We start from the raw sequence: 18369 nt of genomic DNA, 5'->3' as shown, positions 1-18369 counted from the left end.
CCGGCAAGGCCGGCTCCTACAGGTATCGCAGCACCTGCAGGAGCCAGCCTTGCCGGCGCAGGACCTCAGTCGATCAGTTGTGCATCCTTCAGCGCGCCAAGCGCCTCCAGCCAGCGGGGCTGCTGGCGGTAATCGGTACGCGCAAAACCCTGCCCGCGCATCTGCGCGATCCGCGGCGACGGCCTCACCCTCAACCGCTGCGCCGCGGACAACGCAAGCTCGGCAGCCGCCCGATCATTGCACACCAGGCCCATGTCGCAACCGGCACTCAGCGCCGCCTCGATACGGCTGGCGGCGTCCCCCACCACATGCGCACCGGCCATCGACAGGTCATCGCTGAAGATCACCCCGTCAAAGCCCAACTCGCCACGCAGAATCTCCTGCAGCCAGCGCCGCGAGAAGCCGGCCGGCTGGTTGTCGACCTGTGGATAGATCACATGCGCCGGCATCACCGCCGCCAACTGCCCGCTCAGGCGCGTGAACGGCACCAGGTCGGCTGCGCGGATCTGCTCCAGGCTGCGCTCGTCTGTGGGTATCGCCACATGCGAATCCGCCTCGGCCCAGCCATGCCCCGGGAAGTGCTTGCCGCAGGCCGCCATGCCCGCCGCGTTCATGCCGCGAATGAAGGCACCGGCAAGCAAGGTGGCGCGCTGCGGGTCACCCTCGAAGGCGCGACTGCCAACCACCGCGCTGCGCTGGTGGTCAAGGTCCAGCACCGGGGCAAAGCTCAAGTCGAGCCCTACCGCCAGCACTTCGGTTGCCATCAGCCAGCCGCAGTGTTCGGCCAGGCGCTCGGCATTGGGGTTGTCGGCAATCGCACGCATCGCGGGCAAGCGCACGAAGCCCTGGCGCAGGCGCTGTACGCGACCACCCTCCTGGTCCACGGCCAGGATCAGGTCCGGGCGCACGGCACGGATCGACGCACTCAGTTCGCGCACCTGGCGCGGGCATTCGATGTTGCGGGCAAAGATGATCAGGCCGGCCACTTCGGGCTGACGCAGCAGGTGGCGGTCTTCGGCAGTCAGCCAGGTGCCGGCCACGTCGACCATCAGGGAGCCTTGCAGGCGGGTACTCATAAATGATCCTTCAGTTGAGGGGCGCGCTCGCCCACTGGGGGCAGGCGGCTTCTTCGATCTGTACCGGGCAATGCACAGACACCCGGTCGAACAGCGCTACCAGGTCGGCGTTGCGCAGGCGTATGCAGCCGTGGGACAACGGCACACCCATGGGTTCGCTGTCGGGCGTGCCGTGCAGGTAGATATAGCGGCGGAACGTATCCACCGGCCCGAGGCGGTTGCGCCCCGGCTCGCGACCGCTGAGCCAGAGAATGCGCGAGAGGATCCAGTCGCGCCCAGGGAACTGCGCGTGCAGGTCGGGCGTCCAGACCTCGCCGGTCCAGCGACGCCCGCGCAGCACCGCGCCCTGGGGCAAGCCCGCGCCGATCTTCGCACGCACCTGATGCAGCCCGCGCGGTGTACAACCGGAGCCGTTGTGCTCGCCCGGGCCATTGAGTGCGGTGGACACCGCAAGACGCACCGCCAGTCGCCCCTGGGCGAACCCATAAAGGCACTGGTCGGCGATGGAAATGTGCAGCAAATCGAGAATAGGCATGGGCGCTAGCTTAGCCGAAGCCGGCTGTGCCGCCCAGCCGGGGAATCAGGCCTTTGCCGGCACCGGGGCGTGGCTGGTCTTGCTGCGCGGACGCAACTGCGCCGCCGCCATCGCCTCGTCCGTGACCCCGCTGTCGGCACGCATGCCGGCGGCCAGGAACGGCACCATCAGGCGCATGACCTGCTCGATCGAGGTATTGACCCCGAAATCGGTCTCGGCAATCGCGCGCAGGGCCTTGATGCCCGACATGCTGAACGCTGCAGCGCCGAGCATGAAATGCACGCGCCAGAACAGTTCAAGGGGAGGAATCTGCGGCGCGGCCTCGTTGACCAGCAGCATGTAGCGGCGGAACACCTTGCCGTACATGTCTTCGAGGTAACGACGCAAGTGGCCCTGGCTCTGGCTGAAGGCCAGGCCCAGCAGGCGCATGAAGATCGACAGGTCATTGCCGCTGCGCGGCTGCACCACCAGCGCCTGCTCGACCAGCATCTCCAGCAGTTCTTCAAGGCTGGGCTTGTGCTCGGGGCGCGCCTGGCGCCGCTCGAGCTCACGCTCCAGGCTCTGGCAGAACGGCCCTAGAAAACGCGAGAAGACCGCCTGAATCAGCGCCTTCTTCGAACCGAAATGGTAGTTCACCGCCGCCAGGTTGACGCCGGCCTTGCTGGTGATCAGCCGCAATGAGGTTTCGGCAAAACCTTTTTCCGCGAACAGCTGCTCGGCAGCATCGAGAATGCGTTCAACGGTTTCCGACTGGGCCATGACTACTCCGCGAGACAAACACTTGTTTGAAACATACGTTTCAAGGCAGGGTTCTGTCAAGTACGCACGGGCGTTTTGTGCCCGGCCGGTCATGGTATTGAAGGCAGCGACAAGCCACAAGCCGGAAGCGGCAGGCAACTGCGGGCACGCTTGGAGCTTGCCGCTTGTAGCTTGCCGCTATCACTGTATATAATCCCAGTCACTGTATAAAAAGACAGAGCGATCGACATGCTAAAACTGACGCCACGCCAAGCTGAGATTCTGGCTTTCATCAAGCGCTGCCTCGAAGACAACGGCTTCCCGCCCACCCGCGCGGAAATCGCCCAGGAACTGGGGTTCAAATCCCCCAACGCCGCCGAAGAGCATCTGAAGGCACTGGCCCGCAAGGGTGCAATCGAGATGACCCCTGGTGCCTCGCGCGGCATCCGCATTCCGGGGCTCGAGAGCAAGCCCGATGAAAACGCCCTGCCCATCATTGGCCGCGTGGCCGCGGGTGCCCCTATCCTCGCCCAGCAGCACATCGAGGAATCCTGCGCCATCAACCCGGCCTTCTTCCACCCCCGCGCCGACTACCTGCTGCGCGTGCACGGCATGAGCATGAAGGACGTCGGCATCGTCGACGGCGACCTGCTGGCCGTACACACCTGCCGCGAAGCGCGCAATGGTCAGATCGTCGTAGCCCGCCTGGGTGACGAAGTCACGGTCAAGCGCTTCAAACGGGAAGGCAACAAGGTCTGGCTGATCGCCGAGAACCCCGAATTCGCCCCTATCGAAGTCAACCTGAAAGAGCAGGACCTGGTCATCGAGGGCTTGAGCGTCGGCGTTATCCGCCGCTAATGCTAATAAGGAGGCGTCATGCAGTTCCCCCACGTACCACAGCAAGCACAGTTGCCCTTGTTCGAAGCATTCCTGGCCCAGCCGGTACTGCCGCGGGTCAAAACCAGGCAGCCCGCCCGGCAAAGCAACAAGCCGCAGGCATTCAGCGAGCTGTCCTTGCGTGGCGCGCTGGAGCACTGCCAAAGCCTGCTGGCACCGGTGCTACGCGACCTGAGCGAGCTGAGTGAAGAGCATGACGCCCGCTGGCTTACCCTGATCGCCCCACCCGGTAGCCTCACCCAGGCCTGGCTGAGGGACGCAGGGCTCAACCGCGAACGCATACTGCTGCTGCAGCCTCGCGGCAACCAGAGTGCGCTGCAACTGGCCTGTGACGCCCTGCGCCTGGGGCGCAGCCATACGGTGGTCACCTGGTTCAATCCGGTCAGCAACGGCGCCCGCCTGCAACTGACCAATGCTGCCCGTGCGGGTGACGCACAAAGCCTGAATATCCGCCTGGGCTGATACTCGCTGAACGCTCGAAGGGTATGCAGCAGGCTTCCTCAGGACGAGGAAGCCGGATACTGACGGTCAGTGCAGAACCCGTGGGCCTGCATGTTCCTGTTCGATCTCGCCTTCAACCAACTTGCCGGCCATCTGCACACCAACGCTGAGCATGGCCTTGGCCACCTCGACGTGTTGGCCCTGCAGGAACGCCTTGGCATCTTCCGAAAAATCCAGGGTTACCAACGACCCCTCGTCCTCGGCGCGGCGCAACTCGATGCGACCGTCAGGCAACTCTACAATTTCTAGAAAGGACGTGGGCATAAAAGACTGTTCTCCAGGAAAGGCCGGCATTGTACCAGCCACTGGCAGGATCAGCACTCACTCAGACCTTCGCGAAAACGCACCACGAGGCGTTTGAGATTCTGCCGCCAGCTCTCCAGTTCTTCGCGCGACAGCGCTGGCGCCTCGGGTTCATCCAAGCTCACGGCCTGAATCAACGGTTGGGTCACATCACCTTTGGGCGCCTTGCTCGCGACAGGTGGTCGGAACAAATCGGCATAAGCCCTGAGCAGTTGCGCCAGCCAGGTTTCAGGCTGTTCGGCGAGTTCGACCAGTTCAGCCAGCTCGGGAATGGCGATGGTCGCCAGTACTTCACGGCTCAGCAGTTGCTCGGCACGCAGCGCGCCGGCCTGGGGCAAGCGATAATAGCCACCGATCTCATGACACAGCCCCAACAGCGCACCATACAGGTGAAACAGCGCAGACTCCCGCTCGGCCTGGGTCTGCGCCTGGGCGTTCATGGCGCGACTGTCCTGCGCCTTGCCCAGTGCCTCCAGGGCCAGACCGGCGAAATAGATCTTCTGGTTGGTACGGGTATAGAGTTCCTGGGCCATCGAGGCGCGCTCCGAGGGAGTGTGAGGCGGGGGCTCAGTTTCTGTGATGGATCGCAGGCGCGCAAGCTGAATCACCGCAGGCGTGAGGCTCAACCGCCCTTGCGGTCATCGTTGCGCGGCAAACCGCCAACCGTGGTTGCAGCCGACTCTTTCGACGTGGCCGGGGTGACCGGGCCGTAGATCTTTTCGATGCGCAGGCGGCCACGCTGCCACGCGGGATGAAAGTGCCGCCAGTGTGCGTCCTGAGCCGCGGCCAGCAGCTCATGGTCGCCCCGCGTGTCGCCCCAGGCGCGCATGCGGTACTGCGTCAGCACCCCGTAAACCGCCTCCAGGCGCAGAACCTTGGCTTCGCAGCGGCAGTTGTCGCCACTGATCCTGCCGGTCAGCACGCCATCGATCACCTCCAGCTCGGTGCCGATCAGCTTGATGCCCAACTGTTCGGCAAAGGGCTTGAGCACCAGCGCCGGCGATGCCGAACAGATCGTCACCTCAGCACCAGAGGCCAGTTCCTGTTTCACCGAAATCACGCCCTGCGGGCGCATGAGCCGGGCCCACGCCTGCGACTTGAACGCCACCGCCTTCTGCGCGACCCATTGCTCTTTCACACCCGCAAGAAACGTCTGGATCAACTGGGCCTTGAGTTCATCGCGGCTGATCCGCCGCCCCATATAGCGCAGGCTTGGCCAGATCATCCGCAGCATGCGGCGAGCAAAAAAGCCGTTGCCGAAAGCGAATCTCAAAAAAGGTACAAAGCTGTCACGGCGGGTCAGCGTGCCATCGAAATCGAACACCGACAGGATTCTGGCCGACTGCGGCCCTGCTTCCAACATTTCCTGACTCATCTGCTTGCCTCTGCTCGATGGTGTACAGCCCTGGCGGAGAAACGTCCCGATCAAACCTCACAACCGTTCGCTGACCTGACTAAAAAAAAGGCTGCGTCCAGGATCACCAGATGCAGCCTCTTGTAGCCGATTCTATCGCTTAGCGCTTGTCTTCCACCTTCCACGCCTTGCCGTCATAGAACGCTCGCCAGCCGGTCGGCTTGCCGTCGACCTCGGTCTGCACATACTGCTCCTTGGTCTTGCGGCTGTAGCGGATCACCGTCGGGCGACCGTCCGGGTCCTTCTTCGGCGCTTCACAGAGGAAGTGATACTTCGGATCGATCTCGTCCTTGTGCGGCACGATCTCCATCACCAGGGGGGCGCGGGTCTCGCGGTTCTTCGGGAACTGGCTGGCGGCCAGGAACAGGCCCGAAGCCCCGTCACGCAACACATAGGTGTCGTTGACCTTCTCGCACTTGAGCTCCGGCATCTTCACCGCGTCCATCTTCGGCGGCGCCGCCTCGCCGCTCTTGAGCAGCTTGCGGGTGTTCTTGCACTCCGGGTTGGTACAGCCGAAGAACTTGCCGAAACGACCGGTCTTGAGCTGCATCTCGCTGCCGCACTTGTCGCACTCAAGGCTCGGGCCCTCGTAGCCCTTGATGCGGTAGCTGCCTTCCTCGATCTCGTAGCCCGTGCAATCGGGGTTGTTGCCGCAGATGTGCAGCTTGTGTTTCTCATCGAGCAGGTAGGCGTCCATCGCCGTGGCGCAGATCGGGCAGCGGTGCTTGCCCAACAGCACGCGCGACTCGGACTCGCCCTCGTCGTCGGCGGCAATCTCGTCACCTGGCACCAGGTTCACGGTGGCCTTGCAACGCTCTTTGGGCGGCAGGCTGTAGCCCGAGCAACCGAGGAACACACCCGTGGAGGCTGTGCGGATCATCATGTGCCTGCCGCATTCCTTGCAGGCAATGTTGGTCGGGGTCGGCTGGTTGGCACGCATGCCCTTTTCGGCATCTTCAGCCAGTTGCAGCTTCTTGCTGAAGTCGCCATAGAACTCGTCCAGCACGTTTTTCCAGTCGCGCTCGCCCTGGGCCACATCGTCGAGGTTCTCTTCCATGCCGGCGGTGAAGCCATAGTCCATCAGGTTGGAAAAGCTCTCGGACAGACGCTCGGTCACGATGTCGCCCATCTTCTCGGAGTAGAAGCGGCGGTTGTGCAGGGTCACATAGCCACGGTCCTGGATGGTGGAGATGATCGCCGCGTAGGTCGATGGGCGACCGATACCGCGTTTTTCCATTTCCTTGACCAGGCTCGCTTCCGAGAAACGTGCTGGCGGCTTGGTGAAGTGCTGGCTCGGGTCGAGCTTGATGAGCTTGAGCACTTCGCCCTGGTTCATTTCCGGCAGTACATCGTCATCGCCCGGCTTGCTCTGCTGCGGCAACACACGGGTGTAACCGTCGAACTTGAGGATACGGCCCTTGGCACGCAACTCGAACTCGCCCGCCGTGACGCTGACGGTGGTCGACAGGTACTGCGCCGGCGGCATCTGGCAGGCCAGGAACTGGCGCCAGATCAGCTCGTACAGACGCTCGGCATCACGCTCCATGCCGCTGAGCTTGGTCGGGTGCGTGGCCACATCCGAAGGTCGGATCGCTTCGTGCGCTTCCTGTGCGCCTTCCTTGCTGCCGTAGACGATCGGCGCTTCTGGCAGGTACTTCTTGCCGAACTCGCTTTCGATGTAGCTGCGCGCCATTTCCACCGCATCGACCGAAAGGTTGGTCGAGTCGGTACGCATGTAGGTGATGTAGCCGGCTTCGTACAGACGCTGGGCCATCATCATGGTCTTCTTCACCCCGAAGCCGAGGCGATTGCTCGCCGCCTGCTGCAGGGTCGAGGTGATGAACGGCGCCGAGGGCTTGCTGCTGGTCGGGCGGTCTTCACGCTTGGCAATGGTGTAGCTGGAAGCCTTGAGCTTCTCCAGCGCGGCCATGGCCTGGGCTTCGTTGAGCGGCTTGAAGGCCTCGCCGTTCTGGCGAGCCACCTCGAAGCGCACCTTGGCGTCCTTGGCAGTACCCAGGTCGGCGTGCACTTCCCAGTACTCTTCGGGGATGAATGCGCGAATCTCGCGCTCACGCTCCACCACCAGCTTCACGGCCACCGACTGCACCCGGCCGGCCGACAGGCCACGGGCGATCTTCTGCCACAGCAGTGGCGAGACCATGTAGCCCACCACGCGGTCGAGGAAGCGACGCGCCTGCTGTGCATTGACACGGTCGATGTCCAGCTCGCCCGGCTGGGAGAAGGCCTCCTGGATGGCCTTCTTGGTGATTTCGTTGAACACCACGCGCTTGTAGCGGCTGTCATCCCCACCGATGGCTTCGCGCAGGTGCCAGGCAATGGCTTCCCCCTCGCGATCCAAGTCGGTTGCGAGATAGATGGTGTCGGCATCCTTGGCCAGGCGGCGCAACTCCTCGATGACCTTTTCCTTGCCCGGAAGGATCTCGTACTTGGCCTTCCAGCCGTGGTCCGGGTCGACGCCCATGCGCGCCACCAGTTGCTTGCGCGCCTTTTCTTTCGGCGACAGCGCGGGTGCCTCGCCGGCAGCAGCCTTGCCGCGCTTGGCAGCAGGCTCCTTGCTGGCGGAACCGCTGGTGGGCAGGTCTCGGATATGGCCGATACTCGACTTCACCACGTACTGGTTGCCCAGGTACTTGTTGATGGTCTTGGCCTTAGCCGGGGATTCCACAATGACCAGCGATTTGCCCATGGATCGGAAAATTCCTGAATAACGAAAATAAAAACACGGCAGGTACCTGACGTGGCACCGCTATATATAGTGGCAACAGAGTGAGGTCAAGCGCCGAAGGTTAGCCCACTTGCGCATCGGCACGCGAAAACCGCTCGGGTTCGGCCTCGACCAAAGCAAAGCGCGGCACGTGCTCGCCGTCAACCTCGACCGACTCGGTGAACATCGAAAGCGGGCGTACCCACAGGCCGAAATCGCCGTACAGGGCCTGGTAGAACACCACCCACTCCTCGGTCTCGGAATGGCGCGCGGCACCGAATACACGATACTCAGGCCCTTTGTAATGCCGGTATACGCCTGGTTGTATCTGCATGCTGCCAACCCTCTTGAAAAAAAATCTGCAAAAAGCAAAAAACCGGGGCACAAGGCCCCGGCTTCCGACAACGAAACGCTTAGATGCGTTCGAAGACGGTGGTGATCCCCTGACCAAGGCCGACGCACATGGTCGAAACACCCAGGGTACCGCCATTCTGCTTCATGACATTGAGCAGAGTGCCGGAAATCCGCGCACCGGAGCAACCGAAAGGGTGACCCAGGGCGATTGCGCCGCCGTGCAGGTTAACCTTCTCATCCATCTTGTCGAGCACTTTCAGATCCTTGAGCACCGGCAGGGCCTGTGCAGCGAAGGCTTCGTTGAGCTCGAAGAAGTCGATATCGGCAATGCTCAGGCCCGCACGCTTGAGGGCTTTCTGGGTTGCCGGCACCGGGCCGTAGCCCATGATCGCAGGGTCCACGCCGGCCACCGCCATCGAGCGGATCACCGCCAGCGGCTGGATGCCCAGGTCCTGGGCACGCTGGGCCGACATCACGATCATGCACGAGGCGCCGTCGGTGATCTGCGAGGAGGTACCCGCTGTCACGGTGCCGCCCTTGGGGTTGAACGCCGGCTTCAACGCCGCCAGGCTTTCCAGGGTGGTGTCCGGGCGAATGGTTTCGTCGTAGTCGAAGACCTTGAGGAAGCCGTTCTCGTCATAGCCCTGCATCGGGATGATTTCGTCCTTGAACTTGCCTTCGACCGTCGCCTTGTGGGCGAGCTGGTGCGAACGCAGACCGAAGGCGTCCTGCTGCTCACGGCTGATGCCATGCATCTTGCCCAGCATCTCGGCGGTCAGGCCCATCATGCCCGAGGCCTTGGCCGCATACAGCGACATGTGCGGGTTGGGGTCCACGCCGTGCATCATGCTCACGTGGCCCATGTGCTCGACACCGCCGACCACGAACACATCGCCGTTGCCGGTCATGATCGCCTGGGCAGCCGTGTGCAGCGCGCTCATCGACGAACCGCACAGGCGGCTGACAGTCTGGCCGGCCGCAGTGTGCGGGATCTGGGTCATCAGCGAAGCCATGCGCGCGATGTTCCAGCCCTGCTCCAGGGTCTGGTTCACGCAGCCCCAGATCACGTCCTCGACTTCACTCGGGTCGACCTTGACGTTGCGCTCCAGCAGCTTGCTGATCAGGTGCGCCGACATGTCTTCGGCGCGGGTGTTGCGGTGCATGCCGCCCTTGGAGCGGCCCATCGGCGTACGACCGAAGTCGACGATCACGACGTCTCTTGGATTCAAGCTCATACAATATTCTCGCTCTAGTCGTTGGGCGCTTAACCGAAGAAGCTCTGGCCGTTCTTGGCCATCTCGCGCAGCTTCTCGGTGGGGTGGTACAGCGCGCCCAGGTCGGCGTACTGGTCAGCCAGGGCAACGAACGCGGCCACACCGATCGAATCGATGTAGCGCAGTGCACCGCCACGGAACGGAGGGAAACCGATGCCGTAGACCAGGCCCATGTCGGCCTCGGCCGCCGTCTCGACGATGCCGTCTTCCAGGCAGCGCACGGTCTCCAGGCACAGCGGGATCATCATCCAGTTGATGATGTCCTCGTCGCTGACTTCACGCTGCTCGTAGACAATCGGCTTGAGCACTTCGAGCACCGACGGGTCGGCAACCTTCTTCTGCTTGCCGCGCTTGTCGGCCTCGTAGGCATAGAAACCTTTGCCGTTCTTCTGGCCCAGGCGCTTGGCTTCGTAGAGCACGTCGATGGCCGAACGACGGTCATCCTTCATGCGGTCCGGGAAGCCCTCGGCCATCACGTCGCGGCCATGGTGGCCGGTGTCGATGCCGACCACGTCCATCAGGTACGCCGGGCCCATCGGCCAGCCGAATTTTTCCATGATCTTGTCGATGCGCACGAAGTCCACACCGGCGCTCACCAGCTTGGCGAAACCGCCGAAGTACGGGAACAGCACGCGGTTGACCAGAAAGCCCGGGCAGTCGTTGACCACGATCGGGTTCTTGCCCATCTTCTTGGCATAGGCAACGGTAGTGGCCACCGCCAGTTCGCTGGACTTCTCGCCACGGATCACTTCCACCAGCGGCATCATGTGCACCGGGTTGAAGAAGTGCATGCCGACGAAGTTTTCCGGACGCTTGAGGGCCTTGGCCAGCAGGCTGATGGAAATGGTCGAGGTGTTGGAAGCCAGGATGGTGTCCGCCTTGACCTGGTCTTCGACCTCGGCCAGCACGGCCTGCTTGACCTTGGGGTTTTCGACCACGGCTTCCACCACCAGGTCCACATGACCGAAGTCGCCGTAGGACAGGGTCGGACGGATGCCGTTGAGCACTTCAGCCATTTTCGCGGCGGTCATGCGACCCTTGTCGACGCGGCTGACCAGCAGCTTGGCGGCTTCGGCCAGGCCCTGCTCGATACCGTGCTCGTTGATGTCCTTCATCAGGATCGGCGTGCCTTTGGAGGCCGACTGATAGGCGATGCCGCCACCCATGATGCCGGCGCCGAGTACGGCGGCCTGCTTCACGTCCTGGGCGATCTCGTCGTAGGCCTTGGCCTTTTTCTTCAGTTCCTGATCGTTCAGGAACAGGCCGATCAGGCTCTGGGCTGCCGAGGTCTTGGCCAGTTTGACGAAGCCGGCGGCCTCGACTTCCAGTGCCTTGTCACGCCCGAAGTTGGCGGCTTTCTGAATGGTCTTGATGGCTTCGACCGGCGCCGGATAGTTCGGGCCTGCCTGACCTGCCACGAAACCCTTGGCGGTCTCGAAGGCCATCATCTGCTCGATGGCGTTGAGCTTGAGCTTTTCCAGCTTCGGCTGGCGCTTGGCCTTGTGGTCGAGCTCGCCGCTGATGGCGCGCTTGATCAGTTCCAGGGCAGCTTCCTGAAGTTTCTCCGGGACCACCACTGCATCGACGGCACCGACTTTCAGTGCGTCTTCAGGGCGGTTCTCCTTGCCGGCGGCAATCCATTCGATGGCATTGTCGGCGCCGATCAGGCGCGGCAGGCGTACGGTACCGCCGAAGCCCGGGTAGATACCCAGCTTGACTTCAGGCAGGCCGATCTTGGCTTTGGTCGACATGACGCGGAAGTCGGCCGCCAGGCACATTTCCAGGCCGCCGCCCAGCGCGATGCCGTTGATGGCGGCAACGGTCGGTACATCGAGATCTTCGAAATCGCTGAAGATTCTGTTGGCTTCGAGGTTGCCTGCAACCAGCTCCGCATCCGGCAGCTTGAAGTTGTCGACGAATTCGGTGATGTCGGCGCCGACAATGAACACGTCCTTGCCGCTGCTGACGATCACACCTTTGATCGACGCATCTGCCTTGATGGTGTCTACGGCCTGACGCAATTCATTCAGGGTAAGACGGTTGAACTTGTTGACGGACTCACCCTTGAGGTCGAACTTCAGTTCGACGATGCCGCTTTCAAGAGCCTTAACCGTGATGGCTTTACCTTCGTAAATCATCAACTGATCTCCACGATATGGAAGCTGAACTGTACACGCCGAACGCTGGCACGAAATTCGGCACCAGGCACACCCGTCAGCGCGATAGTCGGGATTCTGCGAGCGTCATGTGACATACAAACGCTCAATTCATACGCCCGTTTGATTTGGGTACGGACACATTCACCGAAAAGCCTGCCGTTGTCAAATACCCAAAAGCACGAGCAAAACGCGACTTTACGGTCATTTTGAGCGAAGGGGTGCGGGTTCAGCCTGTAGGTGATTGGCCATCATTCATGCAGGTGATCGGCCATGGATACGCATGAGAGAAGCAGCGAAGGGATAAAGCGCAGCTACACTGAGGGCATCGAAGAAGTTTCCGGCCTGCCTGGCCTTTTTTATTCAGTTGCCGGCCCCGCCATGGGGCTGGCCCTGGCGTTCAATCACACGACTCACGGGTCACGCCAGCGCCTTGAGCAACCGGGCAATGTCCTGCAACACTGCGGCATCCCCCTTCTCTCCCCAGCACAACGCGATCATCTGCGGGTTGGCCTCGACCTTGTAGACACTCGCCGGCAGGCGCGACAGGTGCTCGAGCACGCGCGCATCCTCGCAGGGCTCGCGCCACTGGTTGAGCCACACCCCTGGTGTCACCTGCCAGTAGCTCCAGCTGTCGGCATGCCCGCGACGGCGCGCACAATGATACTGCGCGCAGGTGTGCGGCGGCTCTTCGGGCAGCCAGTGCGGCCAGGTTTGCGGGGTAAGCTGCATGGCCAGCCCCATGCGCCGCGCCTCCAGGCGCAGGGCCATGCGCCCGCTGGTGCGACGCGAGGGCAACAGCCAGACCATGGGGCTGAGCATCAGCGCAAGGATTGACACTACTACCCAGAACGTCATATCTGTTATTCCTATAAAGACTTTGCAAATGAGCTGGTTAGCCGACATCGATGCGATCAGCCTGAAACCGACCATACTTTAACTATCGCGATTGTCAGGAGAGCCCTCATGCCCTACGAACACATTCTGGTCGCCGTCGACCTGACCGAAGAATGCGACCCGGTGATCAAGCGCGCTCGCGAGCTGGCCACGCCCAACGGCACCAAGGTTTCCCTGGTACATATCGTCGAGCCCATGGCCATGGCCTTCGGCGGCGACGTGCCGATGGACCTGTCGCAACTGCAGCAGCAACAGTTCGACCAGGCCAAGGAGCGCATGGACCGCCTGTTCAACAAGTATCCGGAGATCAACCGCGGCGATTCCCACCTGACCTACGGCCAGCCTCGCCAGGAGATTCACCAGTTGGCCAAGGACCAGAAGTGCGACCTGATCGTGGTCGGCAGCCATGGCCGCCACGGCCTGGCGCTGCTGCTGGGCTCCACCGCCAATGACGTGCTGCACGGCGCACCGTGCGATGTGCTGGCGGTACGCCTGCAGAAGAAGGCCGACTGATACCAGAAGGCCCGCTGTTGGACACAGCGGGCCTTCTTCATATCAGCTGTCGAGCTCGGCCCAACGCTCCACCAGTGTGTCCAGCTCGCCCTGCAGCTTCTCGAGGCTGGCCAGCACGGCGGTGGTCTGGTCGATTGGCCGCTGATAGAAGCCTGCATCGGAAATCTCCGCCTGCACCGCAGCCATCTTCTGCTCCAGGGCATCGATCTGCCCCGGCAGAGCCTCCAGCTCGCGCTGCAGCTTGTAGCTGAGCTTCTTCTTGCCTTCATTGACCACCGGCGCTGCCGCAGGCTCGGGTGCAACGGCCTCGACCACCGCACTGTTGAGCTCGGACTTGCCCGACTTGCTTTCGGTCACGCCGAGCAGCTTGGGCGAACCGCCCTGGCGAATCCAATCCTGATAGCCGCCCACGTACTCACGCACCTTGCCCTCGCCTTCGAACACCAGGGTGCTGGTGACCACGTTGTCGAGGAACGCCCGGTCGTGACTGACCATCAGCACGGTGCCCTTGAAACCCGCCAGCACCTCTTCGAGCAGCTCCAGGGTTTCCACGTCCAGGTCGTTGGTCGGCTCGTCGAGCACCAGCAGGTTGGCCGGCTTGCTGAACAGCTTGGCCAGCAGCAGGCGCGCACGCTCGCCACCGGACAACGCCTTGACCGGCGTGCGTGCACGCTGGGGGCTGAACAGGAAGTCGCCCAGGTAGCTCAGTACGTGACGGTTCTGCCCATCGATCTCGATGAAGTCACGGCCTTCGGCCATGTTCTCGATCACGGTCTTTTCCAGGTCAAGCTGATGGCGCAACTGGTCGAAGTAGGCCACTTCGAGACGCGTGCCCGACTCCACCTTGCCCGAGCTTGGCTCCAGGTCGCCCAGCATCAGCTTGAGCAGCGTGGTCTTGCCGGTACCGTTGGCACCCAGCAGGCCGATACGGTCCTCGCGCTGCAGGACCATCGAGAAATCCTTGACCAGGTAAGGGCCATCGGGGTGGGCGAAGCTGACGTTTTCCAGCACCATCACCTGCTTGCCGGACTTTTCCGCCACGTCGAGCAGGATGTTGGCCTTGCCCTGGCGCTCGCGACGCTCGCTGCGTTCCACACGCAGTGCCTTCAGGGCGCGCACGCGGCCTTCGTTGCGGGTACGCCGGGCCTTGATGCCCTGGCGGATCCACACCTCTTCCTGGGCCAGTTTCTTGTCGAACAGCGCGTTGGCAGTCTCTTCGGCAGCCAACGCAGCTTCCTTGTGCACCAGGAAGCTGGCGTAGTCGCCGTTCCAGTCGATCAACCCGCCTCGGTCCAGTTCGAGGATGCGCGTGGCCAGGTTCTGCAGGAAGGAACGGTCGTGGGTAATGAACAGCACGGCGCCGCCAAAACCGCTCAGGGCATCTTCAAGCCAGGCGATGGCACCGATGTCCAGGTGGTTGGTCGGTTCGTCGAGCAGCAGCAGGTCGGGCTCGGACACCAGCGCCTGGGCCAGCAGCACACGCCGACGCCAACCACCGGACAGCTCGGCCAGGGTCTTGTCGGCCGGCAGCTGCAGGCGGCTCAGGGTGCTGTCGACCAGTTGCTGCAAGCGCCAGCCATCGCGCGCCTCAAGGTCGCTCTGCACGTGCATGAGCTTTTCCAGGTCGGCGTCGGTGTGAATGTTCTGGCTCAGGTGGTGATACTCGGCGAGCAATGCACCGACACCGTCCAGGCCTTCGGCAACCACATCGAACACGGTGCGCCCGTCGGCCACCGGCAGTTCCTGCGGCAGCTCGCCGATCTTCAGGCCCGGGGCACGCCACACATCGCCTTCGTCGGGCTTCTGGTCGCCCTTGACCAGGCGCAGCATGCTCGACTTGCCCGTGCCGTTGCGGCCGATGATGCAGACCCGCTCACCACGGGCGATCTGCCAGGACACCTTGTCCAGCAACGGCATGGCGCCGAACGCAAGGGACACATCGCTTAATTTGAGCAGGGTCATGATCTTCTCCAAAAACCGGGGGCGCATTCTACCTGAGTTGCGCCTGCTTCACATTAAGCGCGACCGGCGTGCCGACCGCAGTCCTGCATTACATGCCGATACAAGCACAATGCTTTCTTCCGCCCCCGGCAAACGGCTAAGCTTAAGCACGTAATCCCACCAGTGCTGGCGCCGCCGACACTCGTTTTGGTCAAACTGTCCGGAAGTATCATGCGCCGCAGCCTGCTCAGCCTCGTATCCTGTCTGCTTTTTTCCGCCACCGCGGCCAGCACCGTCCAGGCCGCCGATCTCACCCAGCAACGCCAGTACTACGATGAAGCCAAGCGTGCCCTGGCCAAGGGCGACAGCGGCCCTTACCGCCGTTACGAACAGGCCCTGCGTGATTATCCGCTGGAGCCCTACCTGGCCTACGACGAACTGACGGCGCGCCTCAAGAGCGCCAGCAACGCCGAGATCGAGAAGTTTCTTGCCGAGCATGGCGACCTGCCCCAGGCCAACTGGATGAAACTGCGCTGGTTGCGCTGGCTGGCAGAGCGCGGCGACTGGCAACCCTTCGTCAAGTACTACGACCCCAAGCTGAACTTCACCGAGCTCGACTGCCTCAACGGCCAGTATCAGCTCAGCCACAACCTGCGCGCCGAGGGCTATGCCACCGCCGACAAGCTGTGGCTGGTGGGCAAGTCTCAGCCGGCGGCCTGCGACGTGCTGTTCGACCGCTGGGCCGCCGAGGGCCAGCTGACCGAACAGAAGCGCTGGGAGCGCATCAAGCTCGCGGCCCAGGCGCGCAACTACGCCCTGGCCAACACCCTGATCAAAGGCCTGAATACCCTGGGCCCGCAAGGCCGCCTGCTGGTGGATGTGGCGCAGAAGCCCGAACTGCTCAACAACCCCGGGCGCTTCACCCCGGTCAACGAAGCGATGTCCGACGTGGTCAGCCTGGGCCTGCGCCGCCTGGCGCGCCAGGACCCGGAGCGGGCCATGGCGCTGCTCGACGACTACGCCAATCGCATGCATTTCTCCCGCGACGAGAAGGTGGCGATCGCCCGCGAAATCGGCCTTACCCTGGCACGGCGCTACGACCCCCGCGCCCTGGGCCTGATGACCCAGTACGACCCCGAGCTGCGCGACAACACCGTGACCGAATGGCGCCTGCGCCTGCTGCTGCGCCTGGGCCGCTGGGAAGATGCCTACGAGCTGACCAAACGCCTGCCCCAGGACCTGGCCACCACCAACCGCTGGCGCTACTGGCAGGCGCGCAGCCTGGAGCTGGCGCAGCCGAAGAACCCGCAGATTCCACTGTTGTACAAGACGGTAGCGCGAGAGCGCGACTTCTACGGGTTCCTGGCCGCCGATCGTGCACAGACCCCCTACCAGCTCAACAACAAGCCGCTGGTGCTCAGCCAGCAACTGATCAACAAGGTACGCAACACGCCCGGCGTGCGGCGCGCGCTGGAATTCCATGCCCGCGGCCAGATCGTTGACGGGCGCCGCGAGTGGTACCACGTCAGCCGTCATTTCAGCCGCGACGAGATGGTCGCCCAGGCGCGCCTGGCCTATGAAATGCGCTGGTACTTCCCGGCCATCCGCACCATCAGCCAGGCCCAGTACTGGGACGACCTGGATATCCGCTTCCCGATGGCCCACCGCGACACCCTGGTACGCGAAGCCAAGGTACGCGGCCTGCACTCGAGCTGGGTATTCGCGATCACCCGCCAGGAAAGCGCCTTCATGGACGATGCCCGTTCCCACGTGGGTGCCAGCGGCCTGATGCAGCTGATGCCGGCCACCGCCAAGGAGACGGCGCGCAAGTTCAACATCCCGCTGGCTTCGCCGGCGCAGGTACTGAACCCGGACAAGAACATCCAGCTGGGCGCCGCCTACCTGAGCCAGGTGCACGGCCAGTTCAACGGCAACCGGGTGCTGGCCTCGGCCGCCTACAACGCCGGCCCCGGACGCGTGCGCCAGTGGCTGCGCGGCGCCGATCACCTGAGCTTCGACGTATGGGTGGAGTCGATTCCGTTCGACGAGACCCGCCAGTACGTGCAGAACGTGCTGTCGTATTCGGTGATCTACGGGCAGAAACTCAATTCACCGCAGCCACTGGTGGATTGGCACGAGCGGTTTTTCGACGATCAGTAAGCGGTGATCAGCGCTTCGCCGGCAACGTCGAAGCGCAACCTTGTGGAGGCGACGGTGCGTGTGCAGGGGCCCGGCCCGTCGCTATTCCAGCACCTCGACCGCCATCCCCACCTCCAGCACGCCCTCGCCGTCGGCCACCAGGTTCTGGCCGAACAGCACATCCCCCTCCTTCTGCCGATAGGTCTTGAGCGTGGTCAAGGGTTCGCGATCGGGGCTGCGCTCGCCGGTCTGCGGGTCGAGGGTGGTGAGGATGCAGCGCGTGCACGGGGAAAGCACCCGAAAGGTCTGCTGGCCAATGCGAATGCGCTTCCAGCCATCCTCGGCATATGCCGCACTGCCCTCGACCACCAGATTGGGCCGAAAGCGCAGCATCTCCAAGGGGCGCCCAACCCGCTGTACCAGGTCGTCGAGCGACGCCTGGCCGATCAGCAGCAAGGGGAAACCATCGGCGAAGGCCACACGGTCGCTGTTCTCACCGTAGCCGGCCGGCAGATAGCGGGTACGCGGCTCGGGCACATGCACCAGGCGCACCGGCTTGCCGATGAAGCGGCTCAACCAGTCGGCCGCCGCATCGCCTGCATCCGGTACGCGCAGGGTGTCGCGCCAGATGGTCGCCCCACGCAGATTGGCGTCCGCTTGCGGCACCGCCACCGGCAAGGGGTCAAAACCCGGGGCACTGAGCACCAGCCCGCCATCGGCGTCGTACAGCGCCGATAACTGGCTCATCTGCGGGTAGGCGCGCTGGGTCAGGAAACGTCCGTTGTCCTGCTCCACCAGCATCCAGCGCCGGTCACCCAGCAAGCCCAGCAGGCCGCACGGCGACTGGCCCATGGCTTGCGCCTGGGCCGACTTGAGTGGGTAACGATACAACGCGCTCAGACGCAT

17 protein-coding genes are annotated in these 18369 nt (G+C 63.1%); 4 read left to right on the top strand and 13 right to left on the bottom strand.

Annotated elements, in window-relative coordinates:
* Positions 1 to 65: 65 nt before the first annotated feature.
* Genes nagZ through V9K84_RS03670 form a run of 3 tightly spaced genes read right to left on the bottom strand, consistent with a single transcriptional unit; the run spans position 66 to position 2370 of the window.
* A complete protein-coding gene (gene nagZ, locus V9K84_RS03680) occupies positions 66 to 1064 on the bottom strand; it encodes a beta-N-acetylhexosaminidase (protein ID WP_173925092.1) in 999 nt (332 codons plus the stop codon).
* A gap of 22 nt (positions 1065 to 1086) precedes the next feature.
* Entirely contained in the window at positions 1087 to 1611 is a 525-nt protein-coding gene (locus tag V9K84_RS03675) for a L,D-transpeptidase (protein ID WP_178075059.1), read from the bottom strand.
* 45 nt (positions 1612 to 1656) lie between these two features.
* On the bottom strand, positions 1657 to 2370 hold the full coding sequence (locus V9K84_RS03670; RefSeq protein ID WP_043864562.1) for a TetR/AcrR family transcriptional regulator: 714 nt from the start codon (positions 2368 to 2370) through the stop codon (positions 1657 to 1659).
* A gap of 228 nt (positions 2371 to 2598) precedes the next feature.
* On the opposite strand from V9K84_RS03670, the gene lexA reads away from it, so the two are divergent.
* Together lexA and sulA are read left to right on the top strand one after the other, a co-directional pair.
* Positions 2599 to 3207, top strand: coding sequence for a transcriptional repressor LexA (gene lexA, locus V9K84_RS03665; RefSeq protein WP_043864563.1), 609 nt, complete (start codon positions 2599 to 2601; stop codon positions 3205 to 3207).
* Positions 3208 to 3225: 18 nt separating this feature from the next.
* Positions 3226 to 3708: an SOS-induced cell division inhibitor SulA gene (gene sulA, locus V9K84_RS03660; protein ID WP_054916190.1), complete on the top strand. Its 483-nt coding sequence runs from the start codon at positions 3226 to 3228 to the stop codon at positions 3706 to 3708.
* Between the two features lie 66 nt (positions 3709 to 3774).
* On the opposite strand, the gene V9K84_RS03655 is transcribed toward sulA, so the two are convergent.
* The 8 genes from V9K84_RS03655 to V9K84_RS03620 form a co-directional block, all read right to left on the bottom strand.
* On the bottom strand, positions 3775 to 4011 hold the full coding sequence (locus V9K84_RS03655; RefSeq protein WP_043864565.1) for a hypothetical protein: 237 nt from the start codon (positions 4009 to 4011) through the stop codon (positions 3775 to 3777).
* Between the two features lie 50 nt (positions 4012 to 4061).
* Positions 4062 to 4583 carry a DUF6586 family protein gene (locus tag V9K84_RS03650; protein ID WP_054916191.1) on the bottom strand — a complete coding sequence of 174 codons (522 nt, stop codon included), beginning with the start codon at positions 4581 to 4583 and terminating at the stop codon, positions 4062 to 4064.
* Between the two features lie 89 nt (positions 4584 to 4672).
* Complete coding sequence (locus tag V9K84_RS03645; RefSeq protein ID WP_078479602.1) at positions 4673 to 5425, bottom strand: HAD-IB family hydrolase; 753 nt, start codon at positions 5423 to 5425, stop codon at positions 4673 to 4675.
* A 139-nt stretch (positions 5426 to 5564) separates the two neighbouring features.
* The gene (topA, locus tag V9K84_RS03640) at positions 5565 to 8171 is read right to left on the bottom strand and encodes a type I DNA topoisomerase (RefSeq protein WP_043864567.1); all 2607 of its coding nucleotides are present in this window, start codon (positions 8169 to 8171) and stop codon (positions 5565 to 5567) included.
* 100 nt (positions 8172 to 8271) lie between these two features.
* Positions 8272 to 8523, bottom strand: a complete 252-nt coding sequence (locus V9K84_RS03635; RefSeq protein WP_043864568.1) for a DUF1653 domain-containing protein — start codon at positions 8521 to 8523, stop codon at positions 8272 to 8274.
* A gap of 79 nt (positions 8524 to 8602) precedes the next feature.
* Positions 8603 to 9778: an acetyl-CoA C-acyltransferase FadA gene (fadA, locus tag V9K84_RS03630; protein WP_043864569.1), complete on the bottom strand. Its 1176-nt coding sequence runs from the start codon at positions 9776 to 9778 to the stop codon at positions 8603 to 8605.
* A gap of 29 nt (positions 9779 to 9807) precedes the next feature.
* Positions 9808 to 11955 carry a fatty acid oxidation complex subunit alpha FadB gene (gene fadB / locus V9K84_RS03625; RefSeq protein WP_043864570.1) on the bottom strand — a complete coding sequence of 716 codons (2148 nt, stop codon included), beginning with the start codon at positions 11953 to 11955 and terminating at the stop codon, positions 9808 to 9810.
* Between the two features lie 438 nt (positions 11956 to 12393).
* Entirely contained in the window at positions 12394 to 12831 is a 438-nt protein-coding gene (locus V9K84_RS03620) for a hypothetical protein (RefSeq protein WP_088514231.1), read from the bottom strand.
* A 108-nt stretch (positions 12832 to 12939) separates the two neighbouring features.
* Between V9K84_RS03620 and V9K84_RS03615 the strand changes: the two genes are divergently transcribed.
* On the top strand, positions 12940 to 13383 hold the full coding sequence (locus V9K84_RS03615; RefSeq protein WP_043864572.1) for a universal stress protein: 444 nt from the start codon (positions 12940 to 12942) through the stop codon (positions 13381 to 13383).
* A 42-nt stretch (positions 13384 to 13425) separates the two neighbouring features.
* Here the strand turns inward: V9K84_RS03615 and V9K84_RS03610 are convergent, their stop codons facing one another.
* Positions 13426 to 15345 carry an ATP-binding cassette domain-containing protein gene (locus V9K84_RS03610; RefSeq protein WP_043864573.1) on the bottom strand — a complete coding sequence of 640 codons (1920 nt, stop codon included), beginning with the start codon at positions 15343 to 15345 and terminating at the stop codon, positions 13426 to 13428.
* Positions 15346 to 15555: 210 nt separating this feature from the next.
* On the opposite strand from V9K84_RS03610, the gene V9K84_RS03605 reads away from it, so the two are divergent.
* A complete protein-coding gene (locus tag V9K84_RS03605; protein ID WP_043864574.1) occupies positions 15556 to 17484 on the top strand; it encodes a transglycosylase SLT domain-containing protein in 1929 nt (642 codons plus the stop codon).
* An 81-nt stretch (positions 17485 to 17565) separates the two neighbouring features.
* On the opposite strand, the gene V9K84_RS03600 is transcribed toward V9K84_RS03605, so the two are convergent.
* On the bottom strand, positions 17566 to 18369 hold the full coding sequence (locus tag V9K84_RS03600; RefSeq protein WP_088514232.1) for an MOSC domain-containing protein: 804 nt from the start codon (positions 18367 to 18369) through the stop codon (positions 17566 to 17568).

This window comes from Pseudomonas sp. AE27 (assembly GCF_037113495.1).
Lineage (GTDB): Bacteria > Pseudomonadota > Gammaproteobacteria > Pseudomonadales > Pseudomonadaceae > Aquipseudomonas > Aquipseudomonas palmensis.
The sequence above is the reverse complement of the archived record's forward strand: the minus strand, read 5'-3'. Positions and strand labels throughout refer to the sequence as shown.

Bases quoted from the DNA above. Each gene is read 5' to 3' on its own strand.
- V9K84_RS03675 (WP_178075059.1), bottom strand. From the start codon at position 1,611: ATGCCTATTCTCGATTTGCTGCACATTTCCATCGCCGACCAGTGCCTT.
- sulA (WP_054916190.1), top strand. From the start codon at position 3,226: ATGCAGTTCCCCCACGTACCACAGCAAGCACAGTTGCCCTTGTTCGAA.
- V9K84_RS03645 (WP_078479602.1), bottom strand. From the start codon at position 5,425: ATGAGTCAGGAAATGTTGGAAGCAGGGCCGCAGTCGGCCAGAATCCTG.
- topA (WP_043864567.1), bottom strand. From the start codon at position 8,171: ATGGGCAAATCGCTGGTCATTGTGGAATCCCCGGCTAAGGCCAAGACC.
- V9K84_RS03610 (WP_043864573.1), bottom strand. From the start codon at position 15,345: ATGACCCTGCTCAAATTAAGCGATGTGTCCCTTGCGTTCGGCGCCATG.
- fadB (WP_043864570.1), bottom strand. From the start codon at position 11,955: ATGATTTACGAAGGTAAAGCCATCACGGTTAAGGCTCTTGAAAGCGGC.
- lexA (WP_043864563.1), top strand. From the start codon at position 2,599: ATGCTAAAACTGACGCCACGCCAAGCTGAGATTCTGGCTTTCATCAAG.
- V9K84_RS03605 (WP_043864574.1), top strand. From the start codon at position 15,556: ATGCGCCGCAGCCTGCTCAGCCTCGTATCCTGTCTGCTTTTTTCCGCC.
- V9K84_RS03620 (WP_088514231.1), bottom strand. From the start codon at position 12,831: ATGACGTTCTGGGTAGTAGTGTCAATCCTTGCGCTGATGCTCAGCCCC.
- V9K84_RS03635 (WP_043864568.1), bottom strand. From the start codon at position 8,523: ATGCAGATACAACCAGGCGTATACCGGCATTACAAAGGGCCTGAGTAT.
- V9K84_RS03600 (WP_088514232.1), bottom strand. From the start codon at position 18,369: ATGCGTCTGAGCGCGTTGTATCGTTACCCACTCAAGTCGGCCCAGGCG.
- V9K84_RS03655 (WP_043864565.1), bottom strand. From the start codon at position 4,011: ATGCCCACGTCCTTTCTAGAAATTGTAGAGTTGCCTGACGGTCGCATC.
- V9K84_RS03615 (WP_043864572.1), top strand. From the start codon at position 12,940: ATGCCCTACGAACACATTCTGGTCGCCGTCGACCTGACCGAAGAATGC.
- V9K84_RS03670 (WP_043864562.1), bottom strand. From the start codon at position 2,370: ATGGCCCAGTCGGAAACCGTTGAACGCATTCTCGATGCTGCCGAGCAG.
- V9K84_RS03650 (WP_054916191.1), bottom strand. From the start codon at position 4,583: ATGGCCCAGGAACTCTATACCCGTACCAACCAGAAGATCTATTTCGCC.
- fadA (WP_043864569.1), bottom strand. From the start codon at position 9,778: ATGAGCTTGAATCCAAGAGACGTCGTGATCGTCGACTTCGGTCGTACG.